Origin of the sequence: Arthrobacter citreus (genome assembly GCF_038405225.1) — a bacterium.
Taxonomy (GTDB): Bacteria; Actinomycetota; Actinomycetes; order Actinomycetales; family Micrococcaceae; genus Arthrobacter_B; species Arthrobacter_B citreus_A.
Map to the genome: position 1 here is coordinate 2,735,963 of NZ_CP151657.1, position 20,000 is coordinate 2,755,962.

Here is a 20,000-nt window from a genome sequence, read left to right on the forward strand (position 1 = left end):
TCGGACCTTAGCCCGGCAGCACCTGTCCCCGCAGCTTTTAGGCCAGCACCTGCCGCCGGCACCTACCCCTGCAGCGCGCCGGCAAACCACCCGGTGATCGTGGTCGGATGCGTAATGGCGGTCCCGACGACGACGGCGAACGCCCCCGCGTCCAGGCAAGCCCGGGCCTGCGCCGGGGTGTGGATCCGTCCTTCGGCGATCAGCGGCCGGCCCAGGTCGAGGGCCGCAATCTCCGCGATGAGTTCCAGGTCCGGACCATCGGTCTTCGGCCGCTCGCCCGTGTATCCGGCCAGCGTCGTGCCAATCACGTCAGCTCCGGCGTCGGCCGCCGCCTTGGCGTCGGCGGCGGACCCGCAGTCTGCCATCACCAGTGCCCCGGTCTGTTCATGCAGGGCCGCGATGGTTTCGGCGAGGTTGCGGCCGTCCGGCCGGGGCCGGCGGGTGCCGTCAATGGCAACAATGTCGGAACCGGCCGCGGCGCAGGCCAGCGCGTGGTCAAGCGTGGGAGTGATGAAAACGCCGTCGGTGCCGTCTTTCCACAGCCCGATCATCGGCACATCCACCGCATCGCGTGTCTGTTCCAGGTCCTGGATCCCCTGGATCCGGACGGCGGCAGCACCGCCGATGACGGCGGCCTGCGCCATCTGCGCCATCGTGCGCGGATCGCGCATTGGCTCTCCGGGATAGGCCTGGCAGGAAACGATCAGCCGGGAGGCCAGAACGGAAAGGTCAAACATGGTGGTGCTCCTGTGATGCGTTGAGTTCAGCGGAAAGACGGTCAAAGGCGAATTTGGCGGCTCCCACGATGGCGGCGCTGGAGCCGAGGTCGGCCGGAACCACGGGGAGGTCCGCCAGCGGGTCCATCAGCTCGGCACGCAGCGCGGCCCGGAACGGTGTCCACCACAGGTCACCGGCTCCGGCCACGCCGCCGCCGACCACCACAACGGACGGATCCAACATGTTCGCGAGTCCGCCCACGGCCTGTCCGGCGGCTGTTGCTCCCGTGGTCAGGGCACGAAGGGCCAGCGGGTCACCGGCGCCCGCCATCTCGGCCACTTCCCGTCCCGTCACGCTCCCGGCGATGGCGTCACCGCCGGCAGGCTCACCGCCGGCAGGCTCCCCGCCGACGGTCTCCCCGCCGACGGTCTCCCCGCCGGCAGTTTCCCCGTCCACGAGTCGCCGGTACAGCGCGGCGATGGACGGCCCGGAGGCGATGGCCTCCACGTGCCCGGCCCGCCCGCAGCTGCACGGCAGCGGACGGCCGCCGTCGTCGTACGCGAAGGGTGAGGCCAGATGCCCCACGTGCCCGGCCACCGCCCGTGCCCCCAGATGCGGTCCGCCATCGAGAATCAGGGAACCGCCGACGCCGGTTCCCACGGCCACGAGCAAGCTGGAGTCCGCGCCGGCGGAGGCACCCCTCCAGTGCTCGCCCAAGTTATGCGCATGCACGTCGTTGACCGCGTAGGCGGGCAGCCCGGACTGCTCAGCGACATGCGCCGCCAGCGGAGTGCCCGCCCAGCCGGTGAGGGAATCGGTGGCCGAAACCACCGATCCGTCCCGGGCGTCAATGACGCCGGCCGAACCAATGCCCACCGCCACCGGATCCAGCCCAGCAGCGCGGGCCTGGGCCAGCAGGGCGGTGACCAGCCCGACGGCGGTGGCCAGGATGGCTGCCGCTCCGGCGGCCGCGGGGGTGGGCCGGGACTCGACGGCGTGCACTGTGCCGGTGGCGTCCACAATGCCGGCGGCCGTTTTGGTGCCGCCCAGGTCCACCCCGATGACGCACTGTGAAGCGGAGGGCATGACTAGATCAGGCCGTTGCGCTCAAGGATGGTGCGGATGGCTGCTGTTTCCGCGTCATCCAGGCTCAGCATCGGCGCGGACATGACGTTGGTGTCGATGACACCCATCAGCATCAGTGCCGTCTTGAACGCGCCCAGACCGGCTGCGCCGCCGGAAACCCGGCCGGGTGCCGGGGTGTAGACAATGTTGAAAACGTCAGCGAGGCGGTCCTGTTCCGCTGCCGCAGTGGCGAAATCGCCGGCCGCGGCGGCGTCGAACAGCCGGCGGTAACCGGCCGGATCCACGTTGCCCAAGCCGGGCACCACGCCGTCGGCGCCGCCGAGCAGGGCACCGTCCACCACCACTTCGTGGCCGGTGAAGATGGAGAAGTTGTCGATGCCGCGCGCGGCCAGGACGAGCTGGCGGAAGGACACGTCGTCACCGGAGGAATCCTTGACGCCGGCAATGACCTGGTCCTGGCCCAGCTGGATCAGCAGGTTCAGCGGCAGCTTGAAGTGGGTGCGGACCGGCACGTCGTAGGCGAAGAGCGGCACGTCCAGGGCGGCGTGGATGCTGCGGAAGTGGGTGTCGGTTTCCTGCACGTTGGGGATGGCGTAGAACGGGGACGTCACCACCAGGGCGTCGGCGCCCAGGCCCACCATTTTCCGGCCCTCCTCGATGACGCGGTTGGTGGTCTGCTCGCACGCCCCGACGATCAGCGGGACCTGGCCGGCGTTGACGCCGGCAATGGTGGTGACCACCAGTTCACGCTCGTCATTGGTCATGTACGGCACTTCGGCGGAGGAGCCCAGGACAAACAGACCGTGCACGCCGCCCTCCAGCAGGTGCTTGGTCACCCGGGCCAGGGAATGGGTGTCGATGCTGCCGTCTGCGGAACGCGGAGTGACAACGGGGGGAATGACGCCGGTGAACTGGCGGATGGGCTGAGAGGCCACAGATATCTCCAAGGTGCTGGTAATGGGTTGGTGCAGTGGAACGAGCCGGTGTTACCGGGGGGAAACAGGTGAAAAATCAGGGGTGCAGCAGGCTGGGCGCGGCGCCCAGCAGCTTGCGGGTGTAGTCGTCCTTCGGGTTGGCGAAGATGTCTTCGGCCGGTCCCTCTTCGACAATCCGGCCGTAGTACATGACGCAGATACGGTCGGAAACATAGCGGACGGTCTGGATGTCATGGGAAATGAAGACCATGCCCAGGTTCAGTTCGCGCTTCAGGTCAGCCAGCAGGTTCAGCACCTGGGCCCGGACGGACACGTCCAGGGCCGAGGTGGGCTCATCCGCCACGATCACCGCGGGATCCAGGGCCAGGGCCCGGGCAATGGCTACACGCTGACGCTGTCCGCCGGAAACCTGGTGAGGGGTGACCTCAGCGGCGGTGTAGGGCAGCCCCACCAGCGCCAGCAGGTCCTTGACCTTGGCTGCCCGGGACCGGGCGTCTCCGATCCCGTGGACCTGCAGCGGATCGGTGAGGATGTCCTGGATGGTCATCCGCGGGTTCAGCGCGGTGGACGGATCTTGGAAGACGACGGCGACATCTTGGCCGAAGCGCTTCCGTTCCGCGGCGCGCCGGATGCTGATCGGCTTGCCGTGGAACAGGACCTCCCCGGCGGTGGGCTGCTGCAGCCCCACCAGGACCGAGGCCAGGGTGGACTTGCCGCAGCCGGACTCCCCCACCACGCCCACCGTTTCGCCGCGGCGGACGGTGAAGTCCACGCCGTCCACGGCCTTGACGATGTTGGGGCGGAAGATGGATCCGGTGCGGGTGCGGTGGTAGACCTTGAGGCCGCGCAGTTCCAGGACCGGTGTGGTGCGGGCGGGCGCCGCTGCGTTCAAGGAATGAGTGCTCATGGATTCGGTGCTCATGCTTGTCCTTCGGCACTGGTGCCGGCGGCGGCCAAGGTGGCGCCGTCGTCGTTGTGGCTGTCTGTCAGGTGGCTGGCCCAGTAGTGCTCGCCCTCGCCCACACGGACAAAGGACAGGATCTGGTCCGGATCGGCGTCCGGACGCAGGGAGCGTTCGGCAAACCGGTCTCCGGCCGCGAATTCGCGCGGCGAGGGAACGGTGCCCTGGATCTGGTGCAGCCGGTCGGCGTCGGACTCGATGGACAGCACGGCGCCGAGCAGGCCGCGGGTGTACTCGTGGTGCGGGTTGCGCATCAGTTCGGATGCTCCGGCGGATTCCACCACCTGGCCGGCATACATCACGGTGATGCGGTGCGCCAGGGAGGCTACCAGGGCCAGGTCATGGCTGACGAAGACCATGGCAAAGCCGAGTTCCTCGCGCAGTTCGTTGAGCAGGTCCACCACCTGTTTCTGGACGGTGACGTCCAGGGCTGTGGTGGGCTCGTCAGCGACGATGATCTTCGGCGAGCGGGACAGGGCCATCGCCACGAGCACGCGCTGGCGCTGTCCGCCGGAGAGCTCGTGCGGATAGCTCTTGAGGGTCCGCTCGGGGTCCAGCTTCACCAGTTCCAGCAGTTCGCGCGGGGACTTGCGGCCGTTGCGGCGGGTGAGCTGCAACAGCTGGTCCTTGATCAGCATGGACGGGTTGAGCGAGCTCAGCGCGTCCTGGTACACCATGGCAATCTGCTCCCCGCGCAGTCCGCGGTAGCGCTGGTCGCGTTCGCGCTTGTCGTTGGTCAGCAGTTCCTTGCCGTTGAATGTGATGGATCCGCTGAGCACCGCGGTGGGCGGCAGCAGTCCCATGATGGCCAGGGACGTGATGGATTTGCCGCAGCCGGATTCCCCCACCAGGCCCATGGTTTCGCCCTCGCGGACGGTGAAGCTGACCCGGTCCACAATGGCGGTGTCGCCGTAGCGGCCCGGGAAGCGGATGGACAGGTCGCGGACTTCGAGGATGACGGGGGCCTCCTCGCCGACGGCGGGCAGCCTGTCGGTCCGGCGGTTCTCCACGGCGGCGAGCAGCTCCAGCTCCTCGGCCAGGGCGGCCAGGGATCCGGGCTGGTTGATGAGGGTGCCGGCGGCGGTGTCCTCCACCACGGTTCCTTCGGTCGCTGCGGGCGGAGCGGCGACGGCGGCATCTGCCGGTGCGGGAACGGCGGCTGCGGCAGCCGCTTCCTTCACCACGGTGTCCTTAACCATGGCGTCCTTCACCGGTGCGGCCCGGCGCGGACGCGGATTGACCATGGCATCGGTGAGTCCTTCGGCCAGGATGTTCAGCGCCAGGACGGTGAGCAGGATGGCAATGCCGCCAAACGTCGTCGGCCACCAGGCCCCGCTGAAGACCACGTTGCGGCCGTCGGCCATCACGTTGCCCCAGGAGGCGGACGGCGGCTGGACACCGGCGCCGAGGAAGGACAGGGACGCCTCCAGGATGATGGCGTCAGCCACCATTACCGTGGCGAAAACGAGCACGGGGGCCGCGGTGTTGCGGACCACGTGTTTGGTCAGGATGAACAGCCGGCCGGCGCCGATCACGCGTTCGGCGCGGACATAGTCCTCGCCGTACTGGGCGAGGACGTTGGCGCGGACCACCCGGGCCAGCTGCGGCGTGTAGACAATGGCAATAGCGAAGATGATCACCGGAACGGTGGACCCGAAGAGGGCAACCGAATAGTCCTTGAGGGCAAACAGCAGGGCGGCGGCCAGCGCGATGCCGGGGAACGCCATCATGATGTCCAGGACGCGCATGATGCCTTCATTGACCGACTTGCGGGATGTTGCGGCCAGGGCTCCGAGGACGGCGCCGAGGACCACGGCCACCAGTACCGAGCCGAGGCCGATCGCCGCGGAGACGCGGGCGCCGTACAGCAGCCGGGAGAACACGTCGTAGCTGTTCCCGTCGGTGCCCATCAGGTGCTCGCCGCCGGGCGGAAGCACCGGGGCGCTGGATTCGTTCTCGCCGAACGGGGCGAGCATGGGTCCGGTGACGGCGATGAACGCCACCAGGACCAGGAACGCCAGGGCGAGCTTGGAACTGAGTTTCAGGGAAGTGAAGCGGGCGCCGGATGTGGCGAGCCGTTCAGCGAGTCCGTTGCGCATGGTTATACCGTCCGGATCCGGGGATTGATGAGTACGTAGAGGACATCCACCAGGATGTTGACGACGACGAACGCCACCGCGATGGTCAGCACGGCACCCTGGACGAGGTTGGTGTCCGAGGTGTTGAGCCCGACGATGATCAGGTCTCCCATGCCGTTGAGGTTGAAGATTTTCTCGATCACCACGGCGCCGCCCAGCAGATAGCCGATCCGCAGGCCCAGGACGGTAACCGGGGTTACCAGGGCGTTGCGCAGCACGTTCCGGGCCACGACGGTCCGGTACGGAACGCCGTTGCCGATGGCCGTGCGGACGTAATCGCGGTCCAGCTCCTCAACCATGGATGTTCGCACCACCCGGATGAGGGAAGCGGAGACCGGCAGGCCCAGGGCCAGTGCGGGCAGGGCCATGGAATACATCCAGCCGACAAAGCCGTACTGATCGGCCCAGTCCAGGCCTCCGGTGGGGAAGATCGAACCCGCCGGCAGGGCGAACCACTGGATGAGCAGGATGGCCAGCCAGAACGACGGCGTCGCGATGGCGGCAATCGAGAACACGCGGATGGCCTGGTCCGGCCAGCGGTCCCGGTACAGGGCGCTGGTTACGCCCAGCACCAGGGCCAGGAACACGGCCAGCAGGATGCCGAGCAGGGTCAGCTGCAGGGTGACCGGGAATGCCGCGGCAATCTTGGAGGCCACGGATTCCTCCGGCGGGTTGGTGAAGCCGAAGTCCAGCCGCACCACTCCGCCCAGGTAGCGCAGGAACTGCACCAGCAGGGAGTCGTTCAGGCCGCGGTCCTCACGGAAGGCGTCTTTGGCCTCTTCGCTGGCGTTCTCGCCCAGGACGGCGGTGGCGCGGTCCGCCGGGATCACCGACAGGACGATAAAGACCATGATGGTGACGCCCAGCAGCATGAACGGCAGAGCTGCCAGCCTGCGGCCCAGCAGGCGCAAAAGTGTTGCCATGTTTTATTTCTCCAAGTGGTGCGGGGGCCGCCCTGCCGGAGGAGGGCGTCTGGGGGGATGTCCCTCATCCGGCAGGACAGGTCTTACTTCCGGCCGACGCCTACGAAGGAGAGGCCGGTGGTCGGAAGCGGCGCAAAGCCGTCGAGCGTGCTGCTGTCCCACGCGGTGGGAAGCTGGCGGTGGAAGAGCGGGTACAGGGGCACCTCTTCGGCAACAATGTCGACGACGGCGGCGTGCAGCTTTTTCGCTTCTGCCGGCTCCTTCTGGACCGCTTCGTCCAGCTTTGCCTGGACCTCCGCGTACTCCGGGGTGCCGGCCCAGGCCATGCGGTTCTTCGCCCAGGTGTCGCCGCGGTAGAACCAGCTCAGCAGCAGGTCGCCGTCGTTGCCGAAGACCGAGGGATCGCCCGGCGCAATGAGCACATCGAAGTTCTGGCCGCCCACCTTTTCCGGGGCGTAGACCGCCGCGGACTGGAGGGGTTCCAGCGTGGTGGTGATGCCAATCGCGTCCCAGCTTTCCTTAATCAGCGGGGTCACCTTGGTGACCCAGCCGGCGTCGGTGGAGGTCAGCGTAACGGTCATGTTTTCCATGCCGGCTTCCTTGAGCAGAGCCTTGGCCTTCTCCGGGTCATAACCGTAGACGGTGCCGGCTTCCGTGTAGGACGGGTGGCCCTTCTGGAAGTAGGAGGTTGCGGCGGCGGCGTTGCCCAGCAGCGCCTTGGAAATGATGTCCTCGGTGTTGGTGGCGTAATGCAGAGCCTGCCGCACCCGCTTGTCGGCGAACTTCTCCGAAGCACAGTTGAACATCATGAACAGCAGGCCGAAGGACTGCACGGACTCCACATCCAGCTTGGCCTTGAGCTGGTCCACATCCAGGTAGGGAATATCCTCGATGGCCTGGGTGCGGGACGGAACCGCCGCAACGCGAGCCGCCGGGTCCGCCAGCAGCAGCCAGGTCATGTCGGTGACCTTGGCCGGGTAGGAGCCGTTGTACTCCTCGAACTTCTTGAAGACAATCCGGTCTTCCTTGACCGCTGAGACAAACTTGTACGGTCCGCTGCCCAACGGCGCCAGGTCAAAGGCTGCCTTGTCCTGGGCCAGGGCCTTGGGAACGATCTTGACCACGGAAATGCGCGGGCCGAACTCGGCGAAGGGGTACTTCAGCTCGAACTTCACGGCGTCGCCGTCGGCGGTGACCGAGGCGATGAAGGGGATGAAACCGGCAAACAGGGAGGCGTTCGCCGGATCGAGCACGCGTTCAAAGGAGTAGACGACGTCGTCGACGGTGACGGGCTCGCCGTTGTGGAACGTTGCGCCCTCACGGAGCGTGACGCGGTACGTGGTGTCGTTGACCTTTTCGGGTTCGGCCGCGGCCAGGGCCAGGTACGGCTTCCGGGTGGCCGGGTGCAGCTCCGTCAGGCCTTCGAAGATGTGGAGGTTGGCGGCCACCGGCGTTGCGCCAGTGGCGGACATCGGGTCGAAGCCGGTGGAGAGGGAATAGGAAATTCCGGCTTCAATGGAGTCTGCTGCAGCGGCGCCGGTGCCGCTGGCGGCAGGTGCACCGCCCGGGCTGCACGCAGCCAGGGAGCCGGCAAAGGCTGACGCGGTGCCCAGGACACCGGCAATGCGCAGGAAATCGCGCCGGCTGGCGTTCCGGAGAAAGCCGGTGCTCTCGGAAGTTGTACTCATCAAGGTGCCTCACCATTCGGGTGTGATGTGGATATCGGACGTAGGACATCCCATGCGGGTTGAATAGACTGTAAGCTGAATCACAAGACGCGGTCAAGCACGTCATTACTGTGACCACGTGGAACCCCGCCCGCACCGGGTCCGGGACGACGCACAGCGGGACGTGCGCCCTGCTCTTGCCCGAGTTGGACCCCGGCCCATTGCCCGAACTGATGCCCGAACCGTGAAGATTTGCTTAACGACCTTTTCCAAGGAGTGCCGATTTTGGTGAAAAACACCACGCAGCCGCTTTCCGACGCAGACGCTCCCCCGTCTGCGTATCCGGTCCGCGCTCCGGCCCGGCCGCCCCGCTTCAGCGCCCAGGCCAGACTGGCCGCCCTGCAAAGCGACATCATGGACCTGATCCTCGACAGCAAGCTGCAGGCCGGAAGTCCGCTGCCCACCGAGGCCGAACTGTGCTCGGCGCTGGGCGTGGGCCGCAACACCCTGCGGGAATCCCTCAAGGTGCTGCAGGCGCTGGGCGTGGTGGAGATCCGGCACGGCTACGGCATGTTTGTTGCGCCCACCAATTTTGATGCCCTGACCGCCGGGCTCAGCTTCCGGGGCCGGCTGTCGCTGCGGCAGCAGGGCAAGGAGGCACTGGAGCTGGTGGATGTTCGGCAGACCCTGGAATCAGGACTGATTGGCCAGGCCATGACCCTGATGACGCCGGAACATCTGGCCCGCATCGAGGCCACTGTCCAGGAGATGGAATCCCTGGCCGATCAGGGGCAGGCGCTGGCCGCCGTGGACTCGGAGTTTCACCGGCAGCTTTTTGAGCCGCTGGGCAATGAACTGCTGACCCACCTGATGTCGGTCTTTTGGGACGTCTACAGCCGGATCCATGCAGAAGCAGGCATGAAGACCGCCAGCCTGCATGCCACCGCGCACATGCACCGGGAGATTTTCGAAGCCGTGCGCTCCGGCGACAAAGCGCTGGCATCGGAGCGGATCAACAGTCATTTTGACGGCATCCGCGAAGCCATTGCCGAACTGGTGCGCCGATGACCGCGCTCCACGCACGAACTGACCTAAAGGAACAGCACATCATGAAGGTTTTAACCCTGGACAGCCGGGAAGCAGCCGGCGCCGCCGGGGCCGCCGTCGTCCGCGACTGCGTACAGGCCAAGCCCGACGCGGTGCTGGGTTTTGCCACCGGTTCCTCCCCCCTGCCGCTGTATGACGCGCTGGCGGATTACGGTCTGGACTTCACCGGTGTCCGTGGCTTTGCCCTGGACGAGTACATCGGGCTACCGCCCGGAGATCCCCGCAGCTACGGTGCCGTGATCGACAGCGAAGTGGTCCAGCGGCTGGGCATGCGGCCCGGATCCGTGCGCGTTCCCGACGTTGCAGCCGCGGACCTGGACGCCGCCGCTCGGGACTATGAACAGGCCATCCGTGAAGCCGGCGGCGTGGATCTGCAAATCCTCGGCATCGGTCATAACGGCCACCTTGCGTTCAACGAACCCGGTGCCGCCCTTGACTCCCGTACCCGGGTTGAGCAGCTTGCCGAACGGACCCGGCGTGCCAATTCCCGTTTTTTCGATTCCCCCGACCAGGTGCCCACCCGCTGCATGACCCAGGGCATTGGCACCATCCTTGACGCCCGCCATCTGCTCCTGATTGCGCACGGGTCCGACAAGGCCGATATCATTGCCCGGGCGCTGCAGGGACCCGTCAGTCCGGATTGCCCGGCCTCGGCACTGCAGCTGCACCCCCGTGTCACCGTCCTGCTGGACCGGCCCGCCGCCGCCCGGCTGAACCTAGGAGAAGACCGTCAATGAGCCCGGCCAACCGCCAGCCCGTCACCGTTCTCCGCGGCCGGGTGCTGCTGGGATCCCGCATTGAGGAGACCGGCGCCGTAGCTGTTGCCGGAACCGTGATCCTGTACGCGGGGCCCGAGTCCGGGCTGAATGCGGCACTGGCTGCCGCGGACATCTCGGCTGACCATGATGTAAACGAAATCCGTCTGACCCCGGGCCAGCTGGCCGTTCCCGGGCTGGTGGACCTGCACTGCCACGGCGGCTACGGCGTCGATTTCCCGTCTGCGGATGCCTCCGCCGCCCGTGCGGCGCTGCATCGGATGCACGCTGCCGGGACCACCACCGTGCTGGCCAGCCTGGTGACCGCTGCGCCCGCGGATCTGCTGTCCGGCCTGGAAATGTTTACCGGGCTTGCTGCCGCCGGCGATATTGCCGGCATCCACTTGGAAGGGCCGTTCCTTGCGGCCGCGCGCTGCGGCGCCCAGGATCCGCGCTGGCTGCGTGCCCCCGACCTGGACTTTGCCGCCGAATTGATCGCCGCCGGCGGAGGACATCTGCGCACCATGACGTATGCGCCGGAACTTCCCGGCGCGGATGCCCTGGTGGATCTGCTGGCCGAACATTCAGTGGTCCCCTCGCTGGGGCACACTGCTGCATCCGCGGACGACGCCGGTGCCTCGCTTGCGCGGGCCGCCGCTGCACTCGCGGGCCAGTCGGTCTCAGCAGGCCAGACGGTCAGCGTCCCTACCGTGACGCATCTATTCAACGGCATGGACCCCATCCACCACCGTGCTCCGGGTGCAGTGACCGCTGCGCTGCGTGCGGCACGGACCGGGGCCGCCGTCGTCGAGCTGATCGCTGACAACACCCACCTGGATCCTTTTGTGGTGGCTGCGATGTTTGAGCTTTTGGGTGCTGACAACATCGTCCTTGTCACGGATGCCATGGCTGCGGCAGGGCTCGCCGACGGCTCCTACCGTTTGGGTCCGGCCGAGGTGCAGGTCCGCAACGGCGTGGCCCGGCTGGAGTCCGGCGCCATTGCCGGCGGCACCGCCAGCATGCTGGACCTGGTGCGGAACGCGGTGGCCGCTGGGGTCCCGCTGGAATCCGCCCTGCGGTCTGCCTCCGAGATTCCCGCCCGGGTGCTGGGAAAGGCCGGACAGATCGGGTCCCTCACCGCGGGCGCACAGGCCGATATGCTGCTTCTGGACGCCAACCTCCGCCCGGCCGGCGTGATGCACCGGGGAACGTGGATTTCTGCGGCGTAGCACCCACTTCCCAAAGGAGCCTGAACGATGACCAGACCCAGCGCACTGCTGCTGACAGGAACCGGACGTTACGCCGATCCCTGGCACCCGTTCACCGAGACATCCCACGCACTCGCGGGGATCTTGGATGAGTCGGGGTTCGACGTCATTGTGGCCGCGGATGCGGAGGCAGCATTGGAATGGTTGACCAGTTCCTGGAACTGGCCCGATCTGCTGGCCGTCAATGTCGGCCTGCCCCGCGACGGGGCGCCATCCCCTGGCCGAGCTGCCGCCGCCGGCTTGAGCGCCTGGCTGGCCGGCCGCCGTCCACTGCTGGCCTGCCACTCGAGCTCCACCAGTTTTACGGATCTGCCGGAGTGGAAGCAGGCACTGGGAGGCAGCTGGACACGGGGCACCTCCATGCATCCGGACCACGGTCCTGCCGACATCCTGGTGGACCGGAACTCGGGTTCCGTGGCCGCCAGCATCCCGGACTTCCAGCTCACCGATGAACGGTACAGCTGGCTGGACACTCATCCGGACATCACGGTCCACGCCCGCCACCTCCATGAGAACGTGGCTCATCCGCTGATCTGGTCCTACGAGCGCGACGGCGGCGGCCGCACCTTCTACGATGCACTGGGCCACGACGCCGCATCCTACGAGTCTCCTGAGCACCGGGAACTCCTGCGCCGGGGAATTGAGTGGCTGGCTGAGTCGGTGCCGCTGCGTCCCGGAACACCTCCGGAGACAGCTGACCCGTCAACAGCCCAGCTGCCCAACAGCTGACACCTGCACTCCAACTCCGCGAGATGGCGGTAAGTGCTCTTCCCAGCCCCGGGAAGAGCACTTACTGCCATCTCGCGGAAAAGAAAGTGGTAGTCAAACAAACGCGGGTTAAACAAGTAAGGCCCGCACCATCACTGGTACGGGCCTTACTCTCTCAACCGAAATATTGTCCGGCGGTGACCTACTCTCCCACATCCTCCCGGATGCAGTACCATCGGCGCTGTGGGTCTTAGCTTCCGGGTTCGGAATGGGACCGGGCGTTTCCCCCACGCTATGACCGCCGTAACCCTTCCACCCACACCACCCCAACAAACAAACCTCAGGGTGAGGGGAAAACAATGGTCACAACAAAACACACAAAACCAATAACAACATTGAGTGTTTCAAAGCGAAGTTATAACTGTAATTATACGGCACACCAGAACCCGCAAGGGTGTGGTGGTGCCGGTTCCAGGAGTGACAAACCACACGGGTTTGTTATCCGGGAACCACATAGTGGACGCAAGCAGCACATGATCTAACACAACCCTTATTTGGCGGGAACGTTTGAAGTCGTTTCCTGCCCAGATTGTGGTGTGGTGTAAGTTATCGGCCTATTAGTACCGGTCAGCTTCACGGGTCTTTAGTCCCCGCTTCCACATCCGGCCTATCAACCCAGTGGTCTGGCTGGGGGCCTCTCACACACAAGGTGTATGGAAATCTCATCTCGAAGCGGGCTTCCCGCTTAGATGCTTTCAGCGGTTATCCCATCCGAACGTAGCTAATCAGCGGTGCACTTGGCAGTACAACTGACACACCAGAGGTTCGTCCGTCCCGGTCCTCTCGTACTAAGGACAGCCCTTCTCAAATTTCCTGCGCGCGCAGCGGATAGGGACCGAACTGTCTCACGACGTTCTAAACCCAGCTCGCGTACCGCTTTAATGGGCGAACAGCCCAACCCTTGGGACCTACTCCAGCCCCAGGATGCGACGAGCCGACATCGAGGTGCCAAACCATGCCGTCGATATGGACTCTTGGGCAAGATCAGCCTGTTATCCCCGAGGTACCTTTTATCCGTTGAGCGACGGCCATTCCACAATGTACCGCCGGATCACTAGTCCCGACTTTCGTCCCTGCTCGAGATGTCTCTCTCACAGTCAAGCTCCCTTGTGCACTTACACTCGCCACCTGATTGCCAACCAGGCTGAGGGAACCTTTGGGCGCCTCCGTTACTCTTTAGGAGGCAACCGCCCCAGTTAAACTACCCATCAGGCACTGTCCCTGACCCGGATTACGGGCCGAAGTTAGATATCCAGTATGACCAGAGTGGTATTTCAACGATGACTCCACCCGAACTGGCGTCCGGGTCTCACAGTCTCCCACCTATCCTACACAAGCCACACCGAATATCAATACCAAACTATAGTAAAGGTCTCGGGGTCTTTCCGTCCTGCTGCGCGTAACGAGCATCTTTACTCGTACTGCAATTTCGCCGAGTTTATGGTTGAGACAGCGGGGAAGTCGTTACTCCATTCGTGCAGGTCGGAACTTACCCGACAAGGAATTTCGCTACCTTAGGATGGTTATAGTTACCACCGCCGTTTACTGGGGCTTAAATTCCCAGCTTCGCCCCAAAGGGCTAACCGGTCCTCTTAACCTTCCAGCACCGGGCAGGAGTCAGTCCGTATACATCGTCTTGCGACTTCGCACGGACCTGTGTTTTTAGTAAACAGTCGCTTCCCCCTGGTCTCTGCGGCCCCGATCCCCTCCGGACAGCTTGTGTCCATCAAGGTTGGGGCCCCCCTTCTCCCGAAGTTACGGGGGCATTTTGCCGAGTTCCTTAACCATAATTCTCTCGATCGCCTTAGTATTCTCTACCTGATCACCTGTGTCGGTTTGGGGTACGGGCGGCTAAAACCTCGCGCCGATGCTTTTCTAGGCAGCATAGGATCACCGGATTCCCACCAAAGTGGGTCCCGTCAGATCTCAGGATCGTCATCAAAGACACAGCAACGGATTTACCTATCGCTGACCCTACATCCTTAGACCAGGACAACCATCGCCCGGCCCGGCTACCTTCCTGCGTCACACCTGTTAATACGCTTACCTCCCGGGATCAGGTCCCGCGCTCCACCAAAAACCGGGTCACCACAAGGGCGGCCGGTCAGGTATTGGGCGGTTAGTGTCCCCCGATCAGTATTGGCGGTTTTTCGCCGGTACGGGAATATCAACCCGTTGTCCATCGACTACGCCTGTCGGCCTCGCCTTAGGTCCCGACTTACCCAGGGCAGATTAGCTTGACCCTGGAACCCTTGATCATTCGGCGGACGGGTTTCTCACCCGTCTTTCGCTACTCATGCCTGCATTCTCACTCGTGTAGGCTCCACCGCTGGTTTACACCGCGACTTCACTGCCCACACGACGCTCCCCTACCCATCCAAACGCTTGAACGAAAATGGATAAACCATCCGCTTGGCTAATATTTGAATGCCACAACTTCGGCGGTGTACTTGAGCCCCGCTACATTGTCGGCGCGGAATCACTTGACCAGTGAGCTATTACGCACTCTTTCAAGGATGGCTGCTTCTAAGCCAACCTCCTGGTTGTCTTCGCAACTCCACATCCTTTCCCACTTAGCACACGCTTAGGGGCCTTAGTTGGTGGTCTGGGCTGTTTCCCTCTCGACTATGAAGCTTATCCCCCACAGTCTCACTGCTGCGCTCTCACTTACCGGCATTCGGAGTTTGGCTGACGTCAGTAACCTTGTAGGGCCCATTAGCCATCCAGTAGCTCTACCTCCGGTAAGAAACACGCAACGCTGCACCTAAATGCATTTCGGGGAGAACCAGCTATCACGGAGTTTGATTGGCCTTTCACCCCTACCCACAGCTCATCCCCTCCATTTTCAACTGAAGTGGGTTCGGTCCTCCACGCGCTCTTACACGCGCTTCAACCTGGCCATGGGTAGATCACTCCGCTTCGGGTCTAGATCACGCCACTGCATCGCCCTGTTCAGACTCGCTTTCGCTACGGCTTCCCCTCACGGGTTAACCTCGCGACGTAACACTAACTCGCAGGCTCATTCTTCAAAAGGCACGCTGTCACAAGCACAACACCACAAGTGGCATCGCCCTGCTCCAACGGATTGTAGGCACACGGTTTCAGGTACTGTTTCACTCCCCTCCCGGGGTACTTTTCACCTTTCCCTCACGGTACTTGTCCGCTATCGGTCATCAGGGAGTATTTAGGCTTACCAGGTGGTCCTGGCAGATTCGCACGGGATTTCTCGGGCCCCGTGCTACTTGGGATCCTCTCCAAGCGGCAGCATACATTCCGGTTACGGGGCTAACACCCTCTACGGCCCGGCTTTCAAACCGGTTCACCTATGCACCTGCACTCACTTCACCAATCCGGCAGAACTGGTACGGAAAGTCCCGCAACCCCAGTGATGCAACGCCCGCCGGCTATCACACACCACTGGTTTAGCCTCTTCCGCGTTCGCTCGCCACTACTAACGGAATCACTGTTGTTTTCTCTTCCTGTGGGTACTGAGATGTTTCACTTCCCCACGTTCCCTCCACGCACCCTATGTGTTCAGATGCGGGTCACCCGGTCACTCGCGCGCCGGGCGGGGTTTCCCCATTCGGACATCCTGGGATCAACGCTCGGTTATCAACTCCCCCAGGCTTATCGCAGATTCCTACGTCCTTCTTCGGCTCCTGATGCCAAGGCATCCACCGTGTGCCCTTAAAAACTTGACCACAAAGATCAATAAATATTATCGCTATCGAGAAAACCATGACAACACCGGAAACACACCCATCAAGGGCACATCCCCGGATCACCAGGTTTATCTGAAATTGCACTTAATAATTTTAAGATGCTCGCGTCCACTATGTAGTTCTCAAACAACAACCCCGTCACACCCCGCCACCACCACGTATTCACCGTGGAAGTCTTAGGTCTGCGCAGGAACAATCAGAAACAACACGGTACCCGTGCCACCTCCAACCAAACGGCTGTCAGTTCATACGGTCCTGTTGTCTCAGGACCCAACAGTGTGCCAAACGGTAAAACCCGGTACTCGAGGCACCGGCAGCTCTTTCCAACCACAACCATCCCCACAAGTGGGAACGTACACGGCGTACTCATGCTGCCAGGCTCAACGCCGGGCACCTGCTCATTGATATTCCACCCTTGAGCACCCACCGAAGAACAAATGTCTTACGATATGGGCATCTCCTGCAAAGACCGCATCCAACACTGTGGAAGGACACAAAATCCTTGAGGTGCTCCTTAGAAAGGAGGTGATCCAGCCGCACCTTCCGGTACGGCTACCTTGTTACGACTTAGTCCCAATCGCCGGTCCCACCTTCGACGGCTCCCTCCCACAAGGGGTTAGGCCACCGGCTTCGGGTGTTACCAACTTTCGTGACTTGACGGGCGGTGTGTACAAGGCCCGGGAACGTATTCACCGCAGCGTTGCTGATCTGCGATTACTAGCGACTCCAACTTCATGAGGTCGAGTTGCAGACCTCAATCCGAACTGAGACCGGCTTTTTGGGATTAGCTCCACCTCACAGTATCGCAACCCTTTGTACCGGCCATTGTAGCATGCGTGAAGCCCAAGACATAAGGGGCATGATGATTTGACGTCGTCCCCACCTTCCTCCGAGTTGACCCCGGCAGTCTCCTATGAGTCCCCGCCATCACGCGCTGGCAACATAGAACGAGGGTTGCGCTCGTTGCGGGACTTAACCCAACATCTCACGACACGAGCTGACGACAACCATGCACCACCTGTAAACCGGCCACAAGTGGGGGACCTGTTTCCAGGCCTTTCCGGTTCATGTCAAGCCTTGGTAAGGTTCTTCGCGTTGCATCGAATTAATCCGCATGCTCCGCCGCTTGTGCGGGCCCCCGTCAATTCCTTTGAGTTTTAGCCTTGCGGCCGTACTCCCCAGGCGGGGCACTTAATGCGTTAGCTACGGCGCGGAAAACGTGGAATGTCCCCCACACCTAGTGCCCAACGTTTACGGCATGGACTACCAGGGTATCTAATCCTGTTCGCTCCCCATGCTTTCGCTCCTCAGCGTCAGTTACAGCCCAGAGACCTGCCTTCGCCATCGGTGTTCCTCCTGATATCTGCGCATTTCACCGCTACACCAGGAATTCCAGTCTCCCCTACTGCACTCTAGTCTGCCCGTACCCACTGCAGACCCGGGGTTGAGCCCCGGGCTTTCACAGCAGACGCGACAAACCGCCTACGAGCTCTTTACGCCCAATAATTCCGGATAACGCTTGCGCCCTACGTATTACCGCGGCTGCTGGCACGTAGTTAGCCGGCGCTTCTTCTGCAGGTACCGTCACTTTCGCTTCTTCCCTGCTGAAAGAGGTTTACAACCCGAAGGCCTTCGTCCCTCACGCGGCGTCGCTGCATCAGGCTTTCGCCCATTGTGCAATATTCCCCACTGCTGCCTCCCGTAGGAGTCTGGGCCGTGTCTCAGTCCCAGTGTGGCCGGTCACCCTCTCAGGCCGGCTACCCGTCGTCGCCTTGGTGGGCCATTACCCCAACCAACTAGCTGATAGGCCGCGAGTCCATCCAAAACCGCATCAAGCTTTCCACGGACCGCCATGCGGTGGTCCGTCGTATCCGGTATTAGACCCGGTTTCCCAGGCTTATCCCGAAGTTAAGGGCAGGTTACTCACGTGTTACTCACCCGTTCGCCACTAATCATTTTGTGCAAGCACAAAAGTCATCGTTCGACTTGCATGTGTTAAGCACGCCGCCAGCGTTCATCCTGAGCCAGGATCAAACTCTCCGTAAATGTGTTACAGACACAAGACCGGAGCCAAGGAAAATTGGCTGCACGGTCCTGCACTAAATTCGAAACCAGCTAAAAAAGCCGTCCCATACCCACGGGGTGGGCGGTAACAGCCAGTTCAACCAATTAAAATAATTGGTATCAATAAACTTGGCACACTATTGAGTTCTCAAACAACAGATGCATCCGAAATACTCGGAAAAACAATGTAATGTTTTTCTTTTCTCTTCGCTGCAGTGTTTCTTTATTCTATTTCATCCGGCCGGTTTTAGCAATTCGGGATAACTCCCGGTTAGTGCTTGATTCCGCTGGATGCACCCGCGCAAAAGCCCTGGTTTTCCGTGTCCCGGGCGGTGAGGCGCAGGATGGATCACCAGGATGTTTTTGGTGGGGTCTGGCCGCCCTGCCGGGGATGTTTTTCAACTCCCTGCCGCGGCGACTTAGAAGACTTTACACAGGTTTGCACCCCGCCGCAAATCGGCCTCCAGGACCCGCTGGCAGGCCTCCGGAAACAGCCCTCAGCCCCAGCCCTAAGCCTTCAGCCCCAGCCCTAAGCCCTCAGCCCTCAGCCCCAAGCCCCCAGCCGCCAGCCTCCAGCCTCCAGCCTCCAGCCTCCAGCCTCAGCCCACGCAGCGGCGGCCGGCAGCTGCTGCTGCCGACCGCCGTTGTGATCCCGTAAATGTCGTGATCCCGAATATCGTGATCCCGAATATGCTCTCGGCCCGTCCTTACCAGCCGGATGAGCAGCCCCGGCTAGTTGCCGCCCTCGGCCAGGGTCACCTCGATCGGCTCGTAGTCCGCACCCTTGGTGTCCACCCCTTCTTCTTCCAGCTCTGCCAGCGCCTTCTCCACATACTCGTTGGTGTAGGCGGTCTCCGGCGGTTCCGTGGTCAGGATGGTGGTTCCCGTTTCGTTCTCTGTTCCCATGGCGATGTCCACGGTCTGCTTCCAAGCCGCCTCGTCGATCATCCCGACGCCGTTGGTGGAGGGGAAAATCAGCTTGTTGGTTTCATTGGTCATCCACAGCTGGTGGCTCTGGCCCAGGGTTGACCCGGAGTCGGTGACAATTGTGGCCGCTTCCTCCGGATTGTCCTTGGCGTAGATCCAGCCCTTGATGGCCGCCTTGACGAACGCCGTGGTGGTGTCCTGATACTCGGTGTCCTCTGCCAGCCGCGCGGCGTCCGCCCAAATGGCGTCCTGCAGCATGGCGGAGCCTTCTTCGTTCCAGTCGATAACCGTCAGGTCCTCGGGCTGGTACAGCTCCCCCGTCTCAGGGTTCACCGTCTCCAGCACCTGCGCGTACTCGTTGTAGGTCATGGCCTGGGCCGCATCGATGTCCCCGGACAGGAAACCGTTCATATCGAAGGCCTGCTGAATCAGCTCAATGTCCCCCGCTTCCACCCCTGCGTTCTTTAGGCCGGCGAAGAGCTCCCATTCATTGCCGTACCCCCAGGAACCCACCTTTTTACCCGCGAGATCCTCCGGGCCGTCGATGCCGGAATCCGCCATCGCCACCTGCAGCGTTGCGCTGCGCTCAAAGATCTGCGCCACGTTGGTGATGTTGGCGCCCTGTTCAATGGAACCCAGCACCTTCGGCACCCAGGAAATGGCGTAGTCCACATCGCCGGAGGCCAGCACGTCCTGCGGGACGATGTCCGCGCCGCCCTCAACAATTTCCACGTCCAGGCCCTCGTCCTCAAAATATCCCTGGTCCAGCGCCGCGTAGTAGCCGGCAAACTGGGCCTGCGAAAACCACTGCAGCTGGAGTTTCACCGGAGTCAGTCCCTCTGCGGATTCTGTCTCGTCCGCGCCGCTGCCCGAGGCACAGCCGGCCAAAACCAGGACTGCGGCGGTTCCTGCCGCTGCGGCGGTGCGGATGCGTTTTCCACTTGCCATTTTGTTGCCTCCAT

At 63.0% G+C, this 20,000-nt stretch carries 12 protein-coding genes and 3 rRNA genes; 4 read left to right on the plus strand and 11 right to left on the minus strand.

Going from position 1 to position 20,000, the window contains the following annotated elements:
* Positions 1-62 precede the first annotated feature (62 nt).
* From AAE021_RS12630 to AAE021_RS12660, 7 genes are all read right to left on the minus strand, one after another.
* Positions 63-737 (minus strand): N-acetylmannosamine-6-phosphate 2-epimerase, encoded by a 675-nt coding sequence (locus tag AAE021_RS12630; protein WP_342022692.1) that lies wholly within the window; start codon positions 735-737, stop codon positions 63-65.
* Positions 730-1,803, minus strand: a complete 1,074-nt coding sequence (locus tag AAE021_RS12635; protein ID WP_342022693.1) for an ROK family protein — start codon at positions 1,801-1,803, stop codon at positions 730-732. The genes AAE021_RS12630 and AAE021_RS12635 overlap by 8 nt, the downstream gene beginning before the upstream one ends.
* 2 nt (positions 1,804-1,805) lie before the next feature.
* On the minus strand, positions 1,806-2,738 hold the full coding sequence (locus AAE021_RS12640) for a dihydrodipicolinate synthase family protein (protein WP_342022694.1): 933 nt from the start codon (positions 2,736-2,738) through the stop codon (positions 1,806-1,808).
* A 76-nt stretch (positions 2,739-2,814) separates the two neighbouring features.
* Positions 2,815-3,660, minus strand: a complete 846-nt coding sequence (locus AAE021_RS12645; RefSeq protein WP_342022695.1) for an ATP-binding cassette domain-containing protein — start codon at positions 3,658-3,660, stop codon at positions 2,815-2,817.
* Entirely contained in the window at positions 3,657-5,798 is a 2,142-nt protein-coding gene (locus AAE021_RS12650; RefSeq protein ID WP_342022696.1) for a dipeptide/oligopeptide/nickel ABC transporter permease/ATP-binding protein, read from the minus strand. Before AAE021_RS12650 ends, AAE021_RS12645 begins: the two co-directional genes overlap by 4 nt.
* Before the next feature lie 2 nt (positions 5,799-5,800).
* Positions 5,801-6,760, minus strand: a complete 960-nt coding sequence (locus tag AAE021_RS12655; RefSeq protein ID WP_342022697.1) for an ABC transporter permease — start codon at positions 6,758-6,760, stop codon at positions 5,801-5,803.
* Between the two features lie 83 nt (positions 6,761-6,843).
* A complete protein-coding gene (locus AAE021_RS12660; RefSeq protein WP_342022698.1) occupies positions 6,844-8,448 on the minus strand; it encodes an ABC transporter substrate-binding protein in 1,605 nt (534 codons plus the stop codon).
* Positions 8,449-8,817: 369 nt separating this feature from the next.
* On the opposite strand from AAE021_RS12660, the gene AAE021_RS12665 reads away from it, so the two are divergent.
* The 4 genes from AAE021_RS12665 to AAE021_RS12680 are packed head-to-tail and all read left to right on the plus strand — an operon-like array spanning position 8,818 to position 12,286.
* A complete protein-coding gene (locus AAE021_RS12665) occupies positions 8,818-9,495 on the plus strand; it encodes a FadR/GntR family transcriptional regulator (RefSeq protein ID WP_342025406.1) in 678 nt (225 codons plus the stop codon).
* Positions 9,496-9,536: 41 nt separating this feature from the next.
* Positions 9,537-10,271: a glucosamine-6-phosphate deaminase gene (locus AAE021_RS12670; RefSeq protein ID WP_342022699.1), complete on the plus strand. Its 735-nt coding sequence runs from the start codon at positions 9,537-9,539 to the stop codon at positions 10,269-10,271.
* Positions 10,268-11,518, plus strand: a complete 1,251-nt coding sequence (locus AAE021_RS12675; protein WP_342022700.1) for an N-acetylglucosamine-6-phosphate deacetylase — start codon at positions 10,268-10,270, stop codon at positions 11,516-11,518. The genes AAE021_RS12670 and AAE021_RS12675 overlap by 4 nt, the downstream gene beginning before the upstream one ends.
* A 27-nt stretch (positions 11,519-11,545) precedes the next feature.
* A complete protein-coding gene (locus tag AAE021_RS12680; RefSeq protein ID WP_342022701.1) occupies positions 11,546-12,286 on the plus strand; it encodes a ThuA domain-containing protein in 741 nt (246 codons plus the stop codon).
* Positions 12,287-12,454: 168 nt separating this feature from the next.
* Here AAE021_RS12680 and rrf read toward each other — a convergent pair.
* The 4 genes from rrf to AAE021_RS12700 form a co-directional block, all read right to left on the minus strand.
* Positions 12,455-12,571: ribosomal RNA gene (gene rrf / locus AAE021_RS12685) — 5S ribosomal RNA — on the minus strand.
* Positions 12,572-12,861: 290 nt separating this feature from the next.
* Positions 12,862-16,026, minus strand: a 23S ribosomal RNA gene (locus AAE021_RS12690).
* A gap of 539 nt (positions 16,027-16,565) precedes the next feature.
* Positions 16,566-18,093 (minus strand): 16S ribosomal RNA (locus AAE021_RS12695).
* The 16S, 23S and 5S rRNA genes sit together here, the layout of an rRNA operon.
* Before the next feature lie 750 nt (positions 18,094-18,843).
* The gene (locus AAE021_RS12700; RefSeq protein WP_342022702.1) at positions 18,844-19,986 is read right to left on the minus strand and encodes an ABC transporter substrate-binding protein; all 1,143 of its coding nucleotides are present in this window, start codon (positions 19,984-19,986) and stop codon (positions 18,844-18,846) included.
* Positions 19,987-20,000: the final 14 nt, after the last annotated feature.